Source organism: Psychromicrobium silvestre (assembly GCF_013408295.1).
GTDB lineage: Bacteria > Actinomycetota > Actinomycetes > Actinomycetales > Micrococcaceae > Renibacterium > Renibacterium silvestre.
Genome location: NZ_JACBYQ010000002.1, coordinates 542,951 through 558,035, shown reverse-complemented (window position 1 = coordinate 558,035; position 15,085 = coordinate 542,951). Strand labels below are relative to the sequence as shown.

16 protein-coding genes are annotated in these 15,085 nt (G+C 57.6%); 3 read left to right on the top strand and 13 right to left on the bottom strand.

Features of this window, described 5'->3' with window-relative positions; genetic code table 11:
- The 6 genes from FHU41_RS10640 to FHU41_RS10615 form a co-directional block, all read right to left on the bottom strand.
- Positions 1-2,244, bottom strand: a complete 2,244-nt coding sequence (locus FHU41_RS10640; protein ID WP_246279671.1) for a heavy metal translocating P-type ATPase — start codon at positions 2,242-2,244, stop codon at positions 1-3.
- Between the two features lie 159 nt (positions 2,245-2,403).
- Positions 2,404-2,607: a heavy-metal-associated domain-containing protein gene (locus FHU41_RS10635; protein ID WP_179389638.1), complete on the bottom strand. Its 204-nt coding sequence runs from the start codon at positions 2,605-2,607 to the stop codon at positions 2,404-2,406.
- Between the two features lie 25 nt (positions 2,608-2,632).
- The gene (locus FHU41_RS10630) at positions 2,633-2,932 is read right to left on the bottom strand and encodes a metal-sensitive transcriptional regulator (protein ID WP_179389637.1); all 300 of its coding nucleotides are present in this window, start codon (positions 2,930-2,932) and stop codon (positions 2,633-2,635) included.
- A 212-nt stretch (positions 2,933-3,144) separates the two neighbouring features.
- Complete coding sequence (locus FHU41_RS10625) at positions 3,145-3,549, bottom strand: arsenate reductase ArsC (protein WP_179389636.1); 405 nt, start codon at positions 3,547-3,549, stop codon at positions 3,145-3,147.
- A gap of 42 nt (positions 3,550-3,591) precedes the next feature.
- The gene (locus tag FHU41_RS10620) at positions 3,592-4,407 is read right to left on the bottom strand and encodes an alpha/beta hydrolase-fold protein (protein WP_179389635.1); all 816 of its coding nucleotides are present in this window, start codon (positions 4,405-4,407) and stop codon (positions 3,592-3,594) included.
- 54 nt (positions 4,408-4,461) lie between these two features.
- Positions 4,462-4,896, bottom strand: a complete 435-nt coding sequence (locus FHU41_RS10615) for a MarR family winged helix-turn-helix transcriptional regulator (RefSeq protein ID WP_179389634.1) — start codon at positions 4,894-4,896, stop codon at positions 4,462-4,464.
- 88 nt (positions 4,897-4,984) lie between these two features.
- Between FHU41_RS10615 and FHU41_RS10610 the strand changes: the two genes are divergently transcribed.
- Positions 4,985-5,851, top strand: coding sequence for an SDR family NAD(P)-dependent oxidoreductase (locus FHU41_RS10610; RefSeq protein ID WP_218847204.1), 867 nt, complete (start codon positions 4,985-4,987; stop codon positions 5,849-5,851).
- Between the two features lie 67 nt (positions 5,852-5,918).
- Here the strand turns inward: FHU41_RS10610 and FHU41_RS15310 are convergent, their stop codons facing one another.
- The 6 genes from FHU41_RS15310 to FHU41_RS10585 all read right to left on the bottom strand — a co-directional run bounded on the left by FHU41_RS15310 (position 5,919) and on the right by FHU41_RS10585 (position 12,915).
- On the bottom strand, positions 5,919-6,053 hold the full coding sequence (locus FHU41_RS15310; RefSeq protein WP_281360637.1) for a hypothetical protein: 135 nt from the start codon (positions 6,051-6,053) through the stop codon (positions 5,919-5,921).
- Positions 6,050-6,973 carry an alpha/beta hydrolase fold domain-containing protein gene (locus FHU41_RS10605; RefSeq protein ID WP_179389633.1) on the bottom strand — a complete coding sequence of 308 codons (924 nt, stop codon included), beginning with the start codon at positions 6,971-6,973 and terminating at the stop codon, positions 6,050-6,052. The genes FHU41_RS15310 and FHU41_RS10605 overlap by 4 nt, the downstream gene beginning before the upstream one ends.
- Before the next feature lie 142 nt (positions 6,974-7,115).
- The gene (locus tag FHU41_RS10600; protein ID WP_179389632.1) at positions 7,116-7,994 is read right to left on the bottom strand and encodes a GDSL-type esterase/lipase family protein; all 879 of its coding nucleotides are present in this window, start codon (positions 7,992-7,994) and stop codon (positions 7,116-7,118) included.
- A gap of 1 nt (position 7,995) precedes the next feature.
- Positions 7,996-8,979, bottom strand: coding sequence for an alpha/beta hydrolase (locus FHU41_RS10595; RefSeq protein WP_179389631.1), 984 nt, complete (start codon positions 8,977-8,979; stop codon positions 7,996-7,998).
- Positions 8,980-9,010: 31 nt separating this feature from the next.
- The gene (locus FHU41_RS10590) at positions 9,011-10,231 is read right to left on the bottom strand and encodes an MFS transporter (protein WP_179389630.1); all 1,221 of its coding nucleotides are present in this window, start codon (positions 10,229-10,231) and stop codon (positions 9,011-9,013) included.
- A 77-nt stretch (positions 10,232-10,308) separates the two neighbouring features.
- A complete protein-coding gene (locus FHU41_RS10585; protein ID WP_179389629.1) occupies positions 10,309-12,915 on the bottom strand; it encodes a glycoside hydrolase family 2 protein in 2,607 nt (868 codons plus the stop codon).
- A gap of 97 nt (positions 12,916-13,012) precedes the next feature.
- Here FHU41_RS10585 and FHU41_RS10580 point away from each other — a divergent pair, with 97 nt between their 5' ends.
- Complete coding sequence (locus tag FHU41_RS10580) at positions 13,013-13,612, top strand: TetR/AcrR family transcriptional regulator (RefSeq protein ID WP_179389628.1); 600 nt, start codon at positions 13,013-13,015, stop codon at positions 13,610-13,612.
- A gap of 50 nt (positions 13,613-13,662) precedes the next feature.
- A complete protein-coding gene (locus FHU41_RS10575) occupies positions 13,663-14,646 on the top strand; it encodes a glycoside hydrolase family 130 protein (RefSeq protein ID WP_179389627.1) in 984 nt (327 codons plus the stop codon).
- On the opposite strand, the gene FHU41_RS14865 is transcribed toward FHU41_RS10575, so the two are convergent.
- Positions 14,618-14,911, bottom strand: a complete 294-nt coding sequence (locus FHU41_RS14865) for a hypothetical protein (RefSeq protein ID WP_218847203.1) — start codon at positions 14,909-14,911, stop codon at positions 14,618-14,620. The genes FHU41_RS10575 and FHU41_RS14865 overlap by 29 nt on opposite strands.
- Between the last annotated feature and the right edge of the window lie 174 nt (positions 14,912-15,085).

Here is a 15,085-nt window from a genome sequence, read left to right as displayed (position 1 = left end):
TCAGTGGTGCGCACCATCCGCCGAGACCTTGCTAAGTGGTTTGAACCCTCGTAGCCGCAGGCTGTTGGAGACCACAAAGACGGAGGAGAAGGCCATTGCCGCTCCAGCCAGCATCGGGTTGAGCAATCCGGCGGCCGCAAGGGGCAGAGCTGCGACGTTATAGGCGAAAGCCCAGAACAGATTTCCCTTGATGGTGGCCAGGGTGCGCCGGGACAGCCTAATGGCATCCGCAGCCACCCGCAGATCGCCACGAACCAAGGTGAGGTCGCTGGCCTCAATGGCCACATCTGCGCCGGTACCCATAGCCAGCCCGAGATCGGCCTGAGCCAGGGCAGCAGCGTCGTTGACGCCGTCGCCCACCATGGCGACCGTTTTCCCTTCGGCTTGCAGTCGTTTAATGACTTCAACCTTGTCCGCAGGAAGCACCTCGGCGATTACCGCATCGCTCTCGATCCCCACCGCGGCGGCGACCGTTCGGGCTGCGGCCTGGTTATCACCGGTCAGCAGCACCGGAGTGAGGCCAAGGGAGCGCAATTGGGAAATGGCTTCGGCCGAGCTGTCTTTGATGGTGTCCGTCACCACGATCACCCCACGCGCTCGGCCGTCCCAAGCCACCACGACGGCGGTCCCTCCGGCGTCCTGTGCCCTTGCCAGAGCGAGATCTAGCTCGGCGGGCAACGGTTGTTCGGATGTCGTCACGAGCCGCGCTCGGCCGACCAAGACCTTCCTACTCAGGCCCTTGAGCTGCACCGAACCCTCAACGCCCAAGCCTTCGAGATTGGCGAAATCCTGCACCGCGGGAAGTGAATCAAGACGATCCCGTGCCCCGGCGGCAATGGCCCGCGCAATCGGATGCTCGGAGGCGTCCTCAAGGGCACCAGCTAGCCGCAAAACATCTTGAGAATCCTCGCCTTCGGCAGCCACGACCTCCAGCAGGCTCATCCGTCCGGTGGTCACGGTGCCGGTTTTGTCCAGCACAATGGTGTCTACTTCGCGAGTAGATTCGAGGACCTCCGGGCCCTTGATCAAGATGCCCAATTGTGCGCCCCGGCCGGTGCCGACCATCAGTGCCGTGGGGGTTGCCAGTCCGAGTGCGCAGGGGCAGGCAATGATCAAGACGGCGACCGCCGCCGTGAAGGCTGCCGGGAGGCCTGCCCCAATGCTAATCCAGAAACCGAGCGTGGCAACCGCCAAGCCGATCACTATCGGCACGAAGATCCCGGAAATCCGATCTGCTAGCCGCTGCGCCCGCGCCTTACCGTTCTGAGCGTCCTCGACCAGGTGGGCGAGCTGAGCTAATTGGGTATCGGCGCCAATCCGGGTGGCTCGCACCACTAGCCGTCCTCCGGCATTGATCGTAGCGCCCACCACGGCATCCCCGACGCCTACTTCAACCGGAACGGATTCACCGGTGAGCATTGATGCGTCTACCGCCGAACTACCTTCTTCAATCACACCGTCGGTGGCGACCTTCTCGCCTGGGCGGACCAGAAAAAGATCTCCGACGGCCAGTTGGGCGGTGTCGATCTGCTCCTCGATTGTTCCGTTGGGTCCCGGCCGGAGCACGGAGACCTCCTTAGCACCCAGTTCCAGCAGCGCTCGCAATGCAGCTCCCGCCTGGCGTTTAGACCTGGCTTCGAAATAGCGTCCGGCCAGGATGAAGGTGGTGACCCCAGCGGCGGCTTCCAGGTAGATATTGCTTAGCCCGTCACTGCGAGCCACCGTGAATTCGAAGGGATGAGTCATCCCGGGCATGCCCGCAGTCCCCCAGAAGAGGGCGTAGATGGACCAGCCCAGCGCGGCCAGGGTGCCCATCGAAATGAGCGTGTCCATGGTTGAGGAACCGTGGCGCAGGTTGACCCAGGCGGCGCGATGGAAGGGCCAGGCTCCCCAGACCACTACCGGAGCGGCCAGGGTCAGGGATAGCCATTGCCAGTTGGTGAATTGCAGTGCGGGGATCATCGCCAGGGCGATCACCGGGATGGATAGCGCCGCGGAAACGATGAGTCGCTGACGCAGGCTTTTTGTCGAATCCTCGGGGGTGGCGGTTTCCGGATCGGTGGTGAGCTTGGGCAACTCGGCCGTATAACCGGCGGATTTAACGGTGCCCACCAGATCCTCTGTGGAGATTTCGGCGGGAAAGGAGACCTTGGCTTTTTCGGTGGCGTAGTTAACTGTGGCGGTGACGCCGTCGAGTTTATTGAGCTTGCGCTCGATCCGATTGGCGCAGGAGGCGCAGGTCATGCCGCCAATTTCCAGTTCTATGCTGCTCAGGATTGGTGTTGTCGAGGTGATGGATTGAACTGTTCTAGCCACGGAAATCATCTCTTCTGGATTATGCGGGTTCGGTGACCGCTTGGCGAATCTGTGCGACGACGAATTCCACCACCTGGGTGATGGTTTTCATCCGAGTTGGTAGCCGGCCTCTTCGACGGCGGCTTTGACGAGGTCGTCATCGAGCCGTTGATCGCTTGTGATTGACAGGGAGCCGGATTCCAGGTCAATATCGACCTCCGTTACTCCCGGGATCTCTTGTACCTCCTCGGTGACTGAAGAGACGCAGTGTCCGCAGGTCATGCCGGTGACGGTGTAGTTGGCGGTGCTCATGGCTCAGTTCCTTTCGAAGCGGGTTTTAGGACCGGACTAAACGGGCGATTGCGTCGGAGGCTTCCTTGAGTTTGATGGCGGCTTCCGGCCCACCGGCCTTGGCGGCGTCCAAGACGCAGTGATCCATATGTTCATTGAGCAGGCCGAGCGCAACGGATTGGAGGGCTTTGGTCATCGCCGAGACCTGGGTCAAGATATCGATGCAGTACTTCTCTTCTTCGACCATCTTCTGCAGGCCCCGAGCCTGTCCCTCAATCCGGCGTAGCCGCTTGAGGTAGTCGTCCTTTTCGTGGATATAGCCGTGTGAATGTGCTGCTTCGCTCATGGTCACTTCTCCATTGTTCGCCCCTGGGGTCTCTTTCAGTGATACCCCCCTCCGGTATTGCTTCGATCCCCAACCTATACCCCCTTGGGGTATAAGTCAATGTGAGATTTTGGGCAAGTTTGCAGGCTTTTTCTGGTTATCCTGGGCCTCTGAGGCATGGCAAAGCGAGCATCTCCGCAGAGACTGCTGCTGTTTGCGGTGTTTCGTTTGGTTTACGCCCTGAGTGAGGTGATAAGTTCTTCGACCCGGCGCTTAATCTCATCCCGAATCGGACGGACGGATGCCAAGCCTTGGCCAGCCGGATCGTCGAGTTTCCAATCCTCGTAGCGTTTGCCGGGGAAAAATGGGCAGCTGTCGCCGCAGCCCATGGTGATCACGACGTCGGACTCCTGGACTGCCGCCGTGGTCAGCACCTTCGGGATCTCGGCAGCGATGTCGATGCCAAGTTCTGCCATTGCGGCAACTGCAGCCGGGTTGACCTGATCTGCCGGCTCCGATCCGGCCGATCGAACTTCAATCGATCCATTGCTCAGGCTGGTGAGAAAGGCGGCGGCCATCTGGGAGCGACCCGCGTTATGCACGCAGACAAAAAGGACGGAAGGCTTCTTCTCGTTCATGGGTGCTCCTCGGGACTGCAAGCTCGATAGGCAACTGGATACTCAGCGCCATAACCAGCGTAAGGCGTCGGGGAGCAGGACTCCACAGTGGTTGGGGTTATGGCCTCCATCGCCGAGGACAAAGCGGAAATCGTAGTCTCGTTCCGCCAGGGCGGCCGCGACTTGCAGGTTTTCGCTGAACCAGTTCATGGTGGGTGCATTCCAGTTGAGATCCCGGGTGGCGGCTTGCATAAAGATTCGCAGCGGTTTGGGTTCGGTGCTGCGAATCGCGGCGGGGTAGGGGTTTCCGCCTGGCATTTGGGCGAAGCTGCCGAGGAAGCTGATGACTCGGCGGAAGCTATCGGGACGAGTCCAGGCTGCCGTCAGCGCGCAGTTACCCCCGCTGCTGCCGCCGCAGATTCCCCAGTCATCCGGCTTGCTGCTTATGTTGTAATCGGCCTGGACTCGGGGGACGACCTCATTCAGTAAGAAGGAAGCGTAGTTGTCATCGTAGGCGTCGTACTCGATGTTCCGGTTTCCGGGTTGGCCGGGATCCACGAAAATGGCCAAAGTGACGGGTATTTGCCCTTGATGGATGAGATTATCCAAGACAATGCCAGCCCGAATTTCGCCTTCGGGGTCGTAGTACATCGCTCCATCTTGGAAGACCATCAGAGCGGCTTCTTCGTCGGGAGAGTACTGCTGGGGGACGTATAACCAGAAGGTACGAGTTGTGCCGGGGAATACTTCACTGGAGTTACAGTCGAATTCGAGAAGCTCCCCTTCGGGAACGCCGACTTGGCGCTGCGAGTCCGGTCCGTGCGCATAGTGCACCGGCTCGGGGCCGCCAAGATAGGAGATAAAAGGCAAGGTAGTCACAAGATTCCCTCCGAGAGGCTACAACAATCACTCTAGTTGCAACGATTCGGGATCCTAGACCTCTAAGCCTCGATCAATAACATCAAGGAGCCTTCCCAGCTCCGCGAGTTGCTCGGCAGTCATTTTTGCGAAGATCTCACTGAGCACCCGCTCGCCTGCAGCTGTTCCGGTGGCCAAGGCTTTGCTGCCTTGGGGAGTAAGGCGGACGAGCTTAGACCGTCCGTCCTCGGGGTCCGACGTTCGTTCCACAAAGCCATCCCGCTCCAGGGCCTCAAGGGATTGAGTGACCGATCGAGGAGCCTGGCTCAGCGCCTCGGCCAGCGATGCCTGCCGCAGCGGTCCTTGCAGTTGAAGAACTTGCAGAACTTTTGTGCGGGCAAGGGAAAGCCCGCCGTGAGCCATTCCGTCGTCGACAACCCGGCGCATCCGGTGTCCGAGCGAGAGATATCGCAAGCCGACCTCTACGGCGGTCACGGTTCGATCGGTCATGAAGCTGTCCTGACTCTCCGTCATTGATGAGGTACCTCATCAAGTGTTACATTAGTGAGGTACCTCAATATATCAGTCTGGAGATTCGATGAGTACCCAACCCGTTATTATCTTGACCGGGGCTACAAACGGCATAGGTCGGCTAGCCGCTTTCGACCTGGCTCGCAGTGGCGCCCGCCTCGGTATTCTCGCCCGCAGTGAGCAAAAGGCCGAGGCCGTGCGTGAGGAGATTGAGCAGCGGGTGCCAGGGGCCGCCGCCGATATTTTCCTGGCTGATCTATCCCTGCTCAGCGATGTGCGCCGGGTGGGTCAGGAGATTGCCGCCTACTATCCGCAGATCAATGTGCTGATTAACAATGCCGGCCTGCATGCCTTTTCTCAGCGAGTCACCTCGGAGGGCCTCGCCGAGATGACGGCAGTGAACTACCTAGCTCCCTGGGTGCTGACCAATGCGCTGCGTGACAAGTTACTCGCCTCGGCTCCCGCCCGGATTGTCACCGTGGCATCTAGGGCTTCATTGCAGGTGCGGCACTTCGATCCAATGATCGATCTGACCGAGACGGCGAATTTCACTCGTCGTGAGTCCGGCCCGCTATACGGTCGGAGCAAGCTCCTGGACGTGATGTTTACCCAGGAGTTGGGCAGGCAACTTGCTGGCACTGGTGTTGCGGTGACCTGCTGCTGTCCTGGCTTCAACGCAACTGGCTTGGGCCGGGAACTGCCCTTCTCGGGATTCCTGGAGAAAGCTCTTAGCCGACTAAACATCGGTAATCCCCAGCATGGTGCTGACACCATCGTGAAGCTTGCAGTCGACCCTAACTTCGCGGATATTACCGGTGGTTACTTTGCCGCGAAGACCATGAAGCCGCTGGAATGCCCGCAGCTTGGCCGGGGAGAAGCCATCCAGCGCGAACTATGGGAGGTCACGGCGAACCTTATTGGGTCGAAGATTTAGCGGTCCGCCGAGGGCGGGACCGCGCTGAGTGACGCCGCGCTGAGTGACGCCGACCAAAGAAGGCAAGTTACCAACTCAGAAAGACGGCAAGGCCGTAGAGCAAGGTGGCACCAAAGGCTACCAAGATGACTAGACCCGCGTAGAGGAAGATTCGCTTGATGCGAGGTCGCCCAGTGCGGCTGCCCACGTTTTCGACGCTCATGAATTGCCCTTACTTGAGTGAGTGGTCAGGAATGAAACCGTTAGATCAAACATCTTCTGAGATTCAGGATGGGAAAAATCGAATTGGTATTCGTGGCCTAATTTGGCACCACTACCGGTGTAGAACTGGGAGGTCACCGGAACCTTCTTAGCGTTCAATGCCGCAACTAGCTCCTTTCCCTGGCTTTCGAAGGGGTCGGCATCACCCACCGTGAGCAGGGTTGCCGGGTAAGCACTTGTGACATTACCGGTGGTCGAAAGCTGAGAGATATCGGGATAGCTGAGCCAGTCTCGGTAGCCCGTGTAGGACCAGAGGAAGCTTCGAAGGGCGGGAAAGCCGGTTGAACCGACGGTCTCCATGTTGTACAAACCACAGAAAAGCAAGGCTCCACGCAAAGCGCTGGAAGCTATGCCGGGAGTGAGGTTCATTTGCCGGGCCAGAGTCGGGTTGGTCTGCAGTGCGGCCAACTGGCTGGCGATTTGCGAGCCAGCAGAGTCGCCACCAACGAACATCGCGGTTTTGTCCCCTCCGAAGTTAGTCGCATGGTCGCTAAGGTATTTCAGCGCTGCGTTCCCTTGGCGGATTGGAGCAGGATATTGTGTTCCCGGCGCGAGAGAGTAGTCGAGGCTTGCCACCACGAAGCCCTTGGCAGCCAGGACTGTTACATAATCACGGACTTGCTCTTTACTGCCTGAGATGAATCCGCCACCGTGGACCCACATAACGATTGGTCGAGGTTTCGCGCTGGCTTGTTTCGGTACATAAATATCCAGGGCGGCATTCGGTGCCTCGGGGGTGGGAATAGAAATGTTTGAGGTGACGCTCACCGTGCTTTGTATTTCAGCGAAATTCGGCGGTTCGGGGAAGGCATTGGCTTCGAAGAGCACTCGAACGATTGACGCACCGGGCTGCACTGACACCTGGTTCCAACCCAACGGCACAGCGACCACAACGACGACTGCTATGAGGGCAGTCAAAAGACGCCGGGATCTTGTGCGCACGGGCACTCCTCAGGGTAAGTACAATAAATGACAGTCACTACCATACACTAGCGACTGTCATTTATTGATTAGAGGGATGTGGACTAGTCGAAGTTAGTCCGTTGGCGATTGAGCGCAAGAGTTTACGTTGACCGGCTGCCGTGGGGTGCACTCCGTCAGGCCCCCAATAACTGGAATCTACCGTTAAGTGAGTCATTACATCGAAGGCATCAGGCACGGCCGCCACAACCGCCTGACGGGCTGATTCAACCTCCTCAACCAGCCAAAAGGTTCCCGCAGATCTGTTCTCCTCAACTTTGCTCGGATCAATGGGTGGGTGCGAAGGAATAACCACCACCCGCGCGTGGGATTCCTCGGAAGCCATTCTGCATAGTTCCTTGATATTGCGGATGCTCTCGTCGAGAGAAAGTAGTCTCACTCCCGCTACGGCGCCATGACGGCGAACATCGTTCGCACCGATCATCAACACGATCCAATCCGGATTCAGTGCAAGAGTCTTGTCGAACACCGCGATTGTCTCGGTTGAGCTGCGTCCGCTCACGGCCCGATTGATCAGCTCGATACCGCGGTGCTGCAGGATGACTCCAAGGATATTGGCCCAACTGGTCGCCACTGCGGTGATCGAATCTCCTACAATCACGACTCGATCTCCACGGGTGAAAGGAAGATTCTCAATCAAGGCAGCGAATTTAGGGTCTGCCATGAGTTCTTCGGCGGACTTCTCATTCTCCTTGCGGAACTCTTCACGTAAAGTCTCGAGCTGATGCAGAGATAGGCCCAGGGTGGAGGTGAGCATGAGATCTTCGACGGGCCCTGGCACCCCGAGATGCTCCAACAAGACTCCGGGGTTGAGGCCGGCAGCAGCAACCAATCCGGCGATAACCGGAGGAATAGCGTCACTTGGCAGATCCGAGCTCGTGCTTTGTGGGGAATTGGTCACGTTAGGCTCCTTGCACTGTGCCAGTATTGGCGTCATCGGTTGGGGTGAGGGACCGCAGTGCAGCCACGCAGGCGCGGTGCCACTGTGCTGCGGTGGGCAGCAATTCGACAAAATTCTCCGTGCCGTGGACTATTCCGGGGAAAATTTGCAGGCTGACCCTTACTCCTGCGGCACCGAGCGCTTCTGCGTACCGGACGCTGTCAGAACGGAGAGGATCCGCTTCTCCGACGAGAAGATGTGCCGGTGGAAGGTTTTCGAAGGATGCGGCGGAAAGTGGTGAGGCATATGGGTCTTTCGGATCCGCCCCGGCAAGCCGATACTTGCCCAAGCCCCGATCAAGCATTTCGGCTAGGGGCGGGATATCTTGCCGACATTCGTCCCAGGACGGTGAATCACAGGCAAGATCGAGAGCAGGCGCTTCCAAGAGTTGCAAGGCGATTGCGGGTCCTCCATGATCCCGGGCGCGCAACGCGAGAGCTGCCGCCAGATTACCACCGGCGCTTGATCCGCCGACAGCGATTCGCTGGGGATCCACTCTGAGTTCGACGGCGTGTTCCACCACCCAACGTAGGACTTCAGTGACGTCATCTAAGCCAGCCGGATACGGATTCTCCGGGATGAGCCGGTAGTCGATACTGATAACCACAACGTCTGCATCTGCCGCAAGATTTCCGGTGTGCTCGTGCACGGTATCGGGCGAACCGGTACGCCAAGCCCCACCGTGGGCGTAGACGAGAGCGGCCCGATCTATCGCCTCGGTGCTCTTGACCGGGGTGAACACCCGTATCGGCACCGGATGGTTACCGTCAGTTTCGAGGTCAACCCAGGTCACCGACTCCGGAATCGCGCGGGTCAAAGTACCAACCATGCCCCGGGATTGACTGACTTCTGCCGCTCGTTCGGCAACGACGTCGATCGAGACATTCGAGCTAATAGCCTGTGTAAGCGGCGCCAGTACAGGGACTAATTGTGGATCTATTTTCATGAGTGAACCTTCCTAAGAGTGTGAGAAGTTCTCAGCGCACTCGCTTGACGAAGAAAATGCAGACAGCACCGGCGACGGCGGTGACTACCGTGGCGATAAAGCTCCCTTGGTACCCGCCAATGGTCACCAGCAATCCAGCAAGTGCCGGAGCGAAAACCAGGGGAAGACTATTGGCCGCGTTCAGCACAGCGAGGTCTTTCGCCGTGCTTTCTTGGTTAGGCAGCACCTCTACCATCAAGGCCGCATCCACCGACAGATAACCGCCATAGGCCAGGCCGCCGAGAACGAAGAACACCACTAGGGCCCAGGGTTGGTGAGCGAAGATCAGTGGGAGAACTCCAACGGCGGCCATCAGTGGGGCACCGATGACGAAGGGTTTCCGCCCTATTCGGTCAGAGAGTGGTCCCGCAACCAGGGTTGCAGCACCGGCGCAGATGGCAAGCACTATGGAGGTAAGGGCTAGCAGGTTCCCGGCGGCTTGAGTTTCAAGTCCGAGATACTCGGTGGCGATGAAGTACTGGTACTGAACGGTCATGAACAGCGCAAGGATGAACAGGAACCGTCCCGCAAAGACCCACCAGAACTGACCGTCTTTCGGTGGTCGGAGGTACTTGAGGAAACCGAGGAGGCTGAGGGATTCCCGGGCTTCATCGACATTAGGCCGAGGCGGCAGAAAGATACCGAGCACAATGGCAGCTATCAAAATGAGCCACGGAATAATCATCAATCCCTGTTGTGGAACAGTGATGAAAATGGCCGAGATAATCCCGCCAAGGATCCCGCCCAAGAGCACTCCTGCTCCGCTGACCGCGGACGCCCTGCCCAACACAGACTGAGCCAAGTAGTCTGGGGTAAGTGCAAAAATTGCTCCCAGCATCGCGTTCAACGCCATCTGATACAGCGCGAAGCCTGCGATAACCAACACCGGATTAGTAGTCAGTCCAGTAGAGAAAAGTCCGAGAGTGGCGAGTACGCTGCCACCGATGATCCACGGGATCCTTTTGCCAAAACGCGTCCGAGTCCGGTCGGACAGTGCACCACCAAGGATAATTGCTACTACCGCCAGGATGGCTCCGATGGTTGACATCGTCGCGTAGAAGCCGATCTTGTCATTTGGAGCAATCGTGCTGGAGCCCGCCTGCAAGAGCGCACTGGCGGCGTTATTAGGAATAGACCAGCCAAGCTGGGCAGCCAACAGTAACGGGACAAATCGCCCAAGCCTGGTACGCCCTTCGCCTTTGTTCGCAGGCACGATGGATCCCTCGAGTCCGATATTGCTTGCCATAATGAGCCTCATTGCTTAATGGTGTGAGTGATTGAAGAGCTGGATCAGGTGTGGGTGGCCTGGACTGACGTTGCGCCGCGGTAGCTCTGCGCTGTGAAAAGCGTGTTCGATGGATCACCTTCGATATCGGTGACCTTGATTTTGATACTTTCCCGGGGACGTAAGTCCAGGTAGTTCCGGTCGAAGCGTGCCGTCCGGTCACTACTGCTGACCCGAGTCAGGTAGCTATACGCGTCCGAGCTGAGGGTTAGCACCCCCGAATGTTTCCCAGTGGATTCGAATTCAAGGGAAAGGGAGGGTTGGGGCCAGGAAATATCCTTGAGATGCGCGAAAAAGGTCCGGTTAGCCGCTACACGATTATCTGTACTATTCACCCAAGCAACCCGATCCGAACCGGTCCCGATCTGATTCGCAGCCCAACTAAACACCAGCTTCGTCTCTCCTGCCCCCACGGTCGTTGGCAATATCACCTTGTTGATCGATGAACCCGAAATTGTCTCAATCTCGGCAACGAGTGTGGTTCGGATCGCCTCGGAGGTACTGTTACTCAGCCACAGCTCAAGACCACCGTCATCGCGCCTAAAGAATGAGGCGAGGATGGGGGCAAAAGCACGTTGAACGAAGTGGTAACCGGCCTTTGGTCGAAGATCGTGGTCAATAAGTGACCAACTCATCCCCGGCCACGGATCGTTAAGCTGCCAGACCAAAGCCCCCGAGTTTCCGGATTGACGACGATAATGTTCTATCCCGAATTTCAACCCTTCGGCCTGGGTTGCCATAGTGAAGTCGATATATTCGTCGACGTCGAGAGGGAGTCCTGTTTCGATCTCTAACAGCGCATCTCCCTTACCTTTGGGGTTGTCCTTGATGTGTGAGCGAAATACAGGACTATCTAGGGCGAGGTGTTCAGCACTGATCCAGCGCTCTAGAGTTTTCCGTTCGGGGGCAGCGAGCAAGCCAAATTCGCTGATGAATTTCCCGGTGTCGTATTTGTAGCGTTCGAAATGCATCGCCTCGCCTTGGCTTGCGTACTTCTCCGGTGAGACCGCCCCCACCCCAATACCGTGCCAGACCTCCCAAGCGTGGCGATCGCCGTCGAGCACTCCATTCACTCCGGCCGGATCACCTTGACCCCAGGGACTACCGGGAGAATAGGGAATCTCCGGGCTCTCTGCGGCAATGACACTGGGAAACAGTTCGTGGAAAAAGTCGTAACCCCAGTTACCGGGATCTAGATTCCCCCAGGCAAGCTGGTGCATGGCCTGTACTTCGTTGTTACCGGCCCACAGTGCCAGGCTTGGATGATTGCGTAGCCGCCTGACCTGGTACCGAGCTTCAAGCGCTATCTCCTCGGCGAACTGTGGATCCTCACTGGGGTAATCCAAACAGGCCAAGAGGAAGTCTTGCCATACCAAGATCCCCCTTTCGTCGGCTGCCTGGAAGAACACTTCGTCTTCGTAAACCCCGCCACCCCAGACGCGGATCATATTCATCTGAGCTGCTGCCGCCATCTCCACGAGTTGGCGGTAGTGATTAGGGGAGGTCGTGCCGAGCATCATCGTGGTTGGCACCAGACAGGCACCGCGGCTATAAATCGGCTGGCCATTTAGGATGAATTGGAATCGATTCCCTCCTTCAGCATCGGCGGTGCGATCGAGGGTGATGGTGCGGATGCCTACTAGTTCTCGTTTTTGGTCAAGAAGACCATCTTCAGAGAACAGGTCGATGGCCAGTTCATAGCGGTTTGGCGTACCAAGGTCGTGCGTCCACCACGGGTGGACTTCGGTGATTTCAAACGTCACCGAAGCAACCGATTCCGCCTCTGCCAACTCCACCGGGGTTTCGAAAGAGATCCCGTCCGGTGAACGCAATCCAAGGGATAGGGAGAGCCTTCCGTTATAGGCGAACCGGTCAACCTCGACGTCGATCACCGCGGTCGCCACTCGACGCTCTAGATCGAGTTCCTGGGTACGAAAATGATGCCCAGCAATCACCGCGCCTTTTTCTCTGAGCAGCTCAACGGGCCGCCAGATACCAACCGAAGGTAGCCGCGGGGCGAAGTCCCAACCCCAGGAAAAGCTTGATTTACGCCTAAGAGTATGCCGGACGTCGTCGAAGTGAGATGTGGTTTCCTCCGTGGTGCTCACTGATGACGCCTGCATACCGATTTTGATACGCCGAGCCATTTCGGCCGCGCTCTCCGGCTCAGAAAGGCCTGCTAGCGGTACATCAAGCCGCACAATTAGAGTGTTCTGAGGTTGAAGTAGGGCCGACACCTCAAAGATTGCTGGCCGAAACATGTTCTCATGATGTCCAAGCTCCACCCCGTTCAGCCAGATGGTTGCCACCGAATCGAGGCCGTGGAAAACCAGGCGAAGTCGCTCATCCTCAGCGTCGATACTGGTGGTATCGAAGTGGCTGCGATACCACCAAACGCGATCCTCCACCCATCTGGCGTCATCCTCATGCTGGTTCAGGTAGGGGTGTCTGAGCTGACCTTGATCGACCAGTGCGGCATGAACTTCACCAGGTACCGAAGCGGGAATCCAGGCCAAGGAGCAATCTGCCCCGAGCTGAGCCAAAGTGATTGTGGAGTCGGTATGAGTAATTTCAAAATCAGTGAGCGACGACGTTGTTTCTCTTGCGTTCATGGCCTGCTTCCTTGTAGACGCGGCGATGACCTATAAAATGGTAGTCTCTATTATTTTATAGCTACTGTCAAACGATAGTTTCTGCTAAGATCCTGGCATGGGACTACGAGAGAAGAAAGCACTCAGAAACCGGCAGAACATTGTGGCGGAAGCAGTGAAGCTCTTCAAGGAACGGGGGTTCGCTGAAACTACGATGGAAAGCATCGCCGAAGCCGTGGAGCTCAGCCCTTCTACGCTCTATCGATACTTCCCCAGCAAAGATACGATCGTCCTCGAAAGCTTCCAATCCACCTTCGATCATCTAACCGAGGTCTTTGAGGCTCAGCCACCCAGCCTAAGTATCGGCGTGGCACTCACTAAGGCCATCGACGCGGTTCTGAGAATTGAAGATGAACAGCCGGAAGATAGCCTGCTAATCCGTTCAATCATTGATCAATCCCCCGCGGCCCGGGCCAAGCTCTGGGACCATCTTGACGATCAACGGGCTCGACTCGGAGCCCTGATCGCTCAACGCCTAGGGAAGGCTACTTCGGACTTTGAAGTAGTCATGTCTGCCCGCATCGCTATTCTGATCGTCGAAACTGCCGCCGATGTCTGGCGGCAAAGTGACAAATCTGTCTCCTCCTCCGATATCGCTCGTGATCTGACACGCGTCCTGGCCGAGCGCCGCGAATCGCTTCCAGACCCTGACGCCTGATACTCGCTATTTTCCACCCGTCAACCCAACCACTCCGAAAGGCGACGCAAATGCGCCTCGATGCCTCCACCCAAGCTCCGCTCCCGCACGCCTCCTTCCCCCTGGGTCCGTTCACGCCACATCCGGGGAATCCCATATTGCGGCCCCAAGGCGAAGGTTGGGAGTCATCGAACCTCTATAACCCGGCAGCGCTCGTCGTCGACGACAAGGTGGTGCTGCTATATCGGGGGCACGCCGCCGATTTGGTGTCTCATATCGGCATCGCAACGAGCAGCGACGGAATCCATTTCGAACGCCAAGCCGATCCTGTGCTGGTCCCCGAATTCGACTATGAGAGTAAGGGGTGTGAAGACCCCCGGATCGCTCGGATCGAAAACACCTATTACCTCACCTACACGGGCTTCAACGGTGAGACCGCCCAACTCTGCCTAGCTACCTCCACCGATCTCCAGAGCTGGACAAAGCACGGCCCGATTTTCCCGGGTTTCAACACCTGGGCAACCCTGCCCTACGGACCGGACCAGCCCTGGAGCAAAGCCGGGGTAATTCATAACCAGCCAATAGATGGCCAGTACTACATGTACTTCGGCGAGGGCGCAATCTATTCGGCCACCTCCATGGACCTACTCCATTGGACCCCCTGCAATGAAGCACAACCAATTTATGCCCCTACCCCTGGGCAGTGGGACGGAACCCTGGTGGAAATCGGAGCCCCGCCCGTGCTCACCGAGAATGGGCTGATGATCTTCTTGATCAACTCCGCACAGGCAGAATCACCATCCGAAGTCGACTATCGTTGCGGGCAGATTGCCATCCCCGTTTCCAACCCAACCCAAGTCGTGGCTAAGATGACCACCCCCTGGTTGGTGCCGCAGTCGTTCGAAGACACTCATGGGCTCGTCTCAAATGTCACTTTTGTTGAAGGGCTCGTTGCGTTCAAGGGGCGCTGGTTTGCCTACTACGGGCAGAGTGACACCACTTTGGCTGTGGCCATTTATGATCCGGCTATCGATAGTTATCGTCAAAATAGCTAACTGCTGACTCTTGCCTCCCTAGGGGGCACCGGGGTAGCAGCACGCGCGTCTGCGGCTGATTGAGGATCTGCTCCGTAGGCACAAAACCTTCCAGCGTCCTCAGATTGGTTTCAAAGTCCGACGGCGCGGTTTCGAAGTAGAAGATTCGAAAGTCGGAAATGATCTCCTCGGGGCTCAGCTCACAGCCGAGATAATTAGAGAGCACCGCCACCCGTGGGGCGAGGAGCGGCGTGTTACCGCCGGAGCGCGACAGGATGATCCGCACGTTCGGATGCTGCCGCTTACGGTCGCTGGTGACGAGACCGGCTGCACCCTTATGGGTTTCGTTGGGAACCTCGCTAACCGGGGCGGGGAGAAATTCGTTCGGCTTGGATTGCTTCCAGGTGTTTTTTCGCCGTGTAGAAAAACCAGCGCTCCGCGTCGATCCAGCTCAACTCAT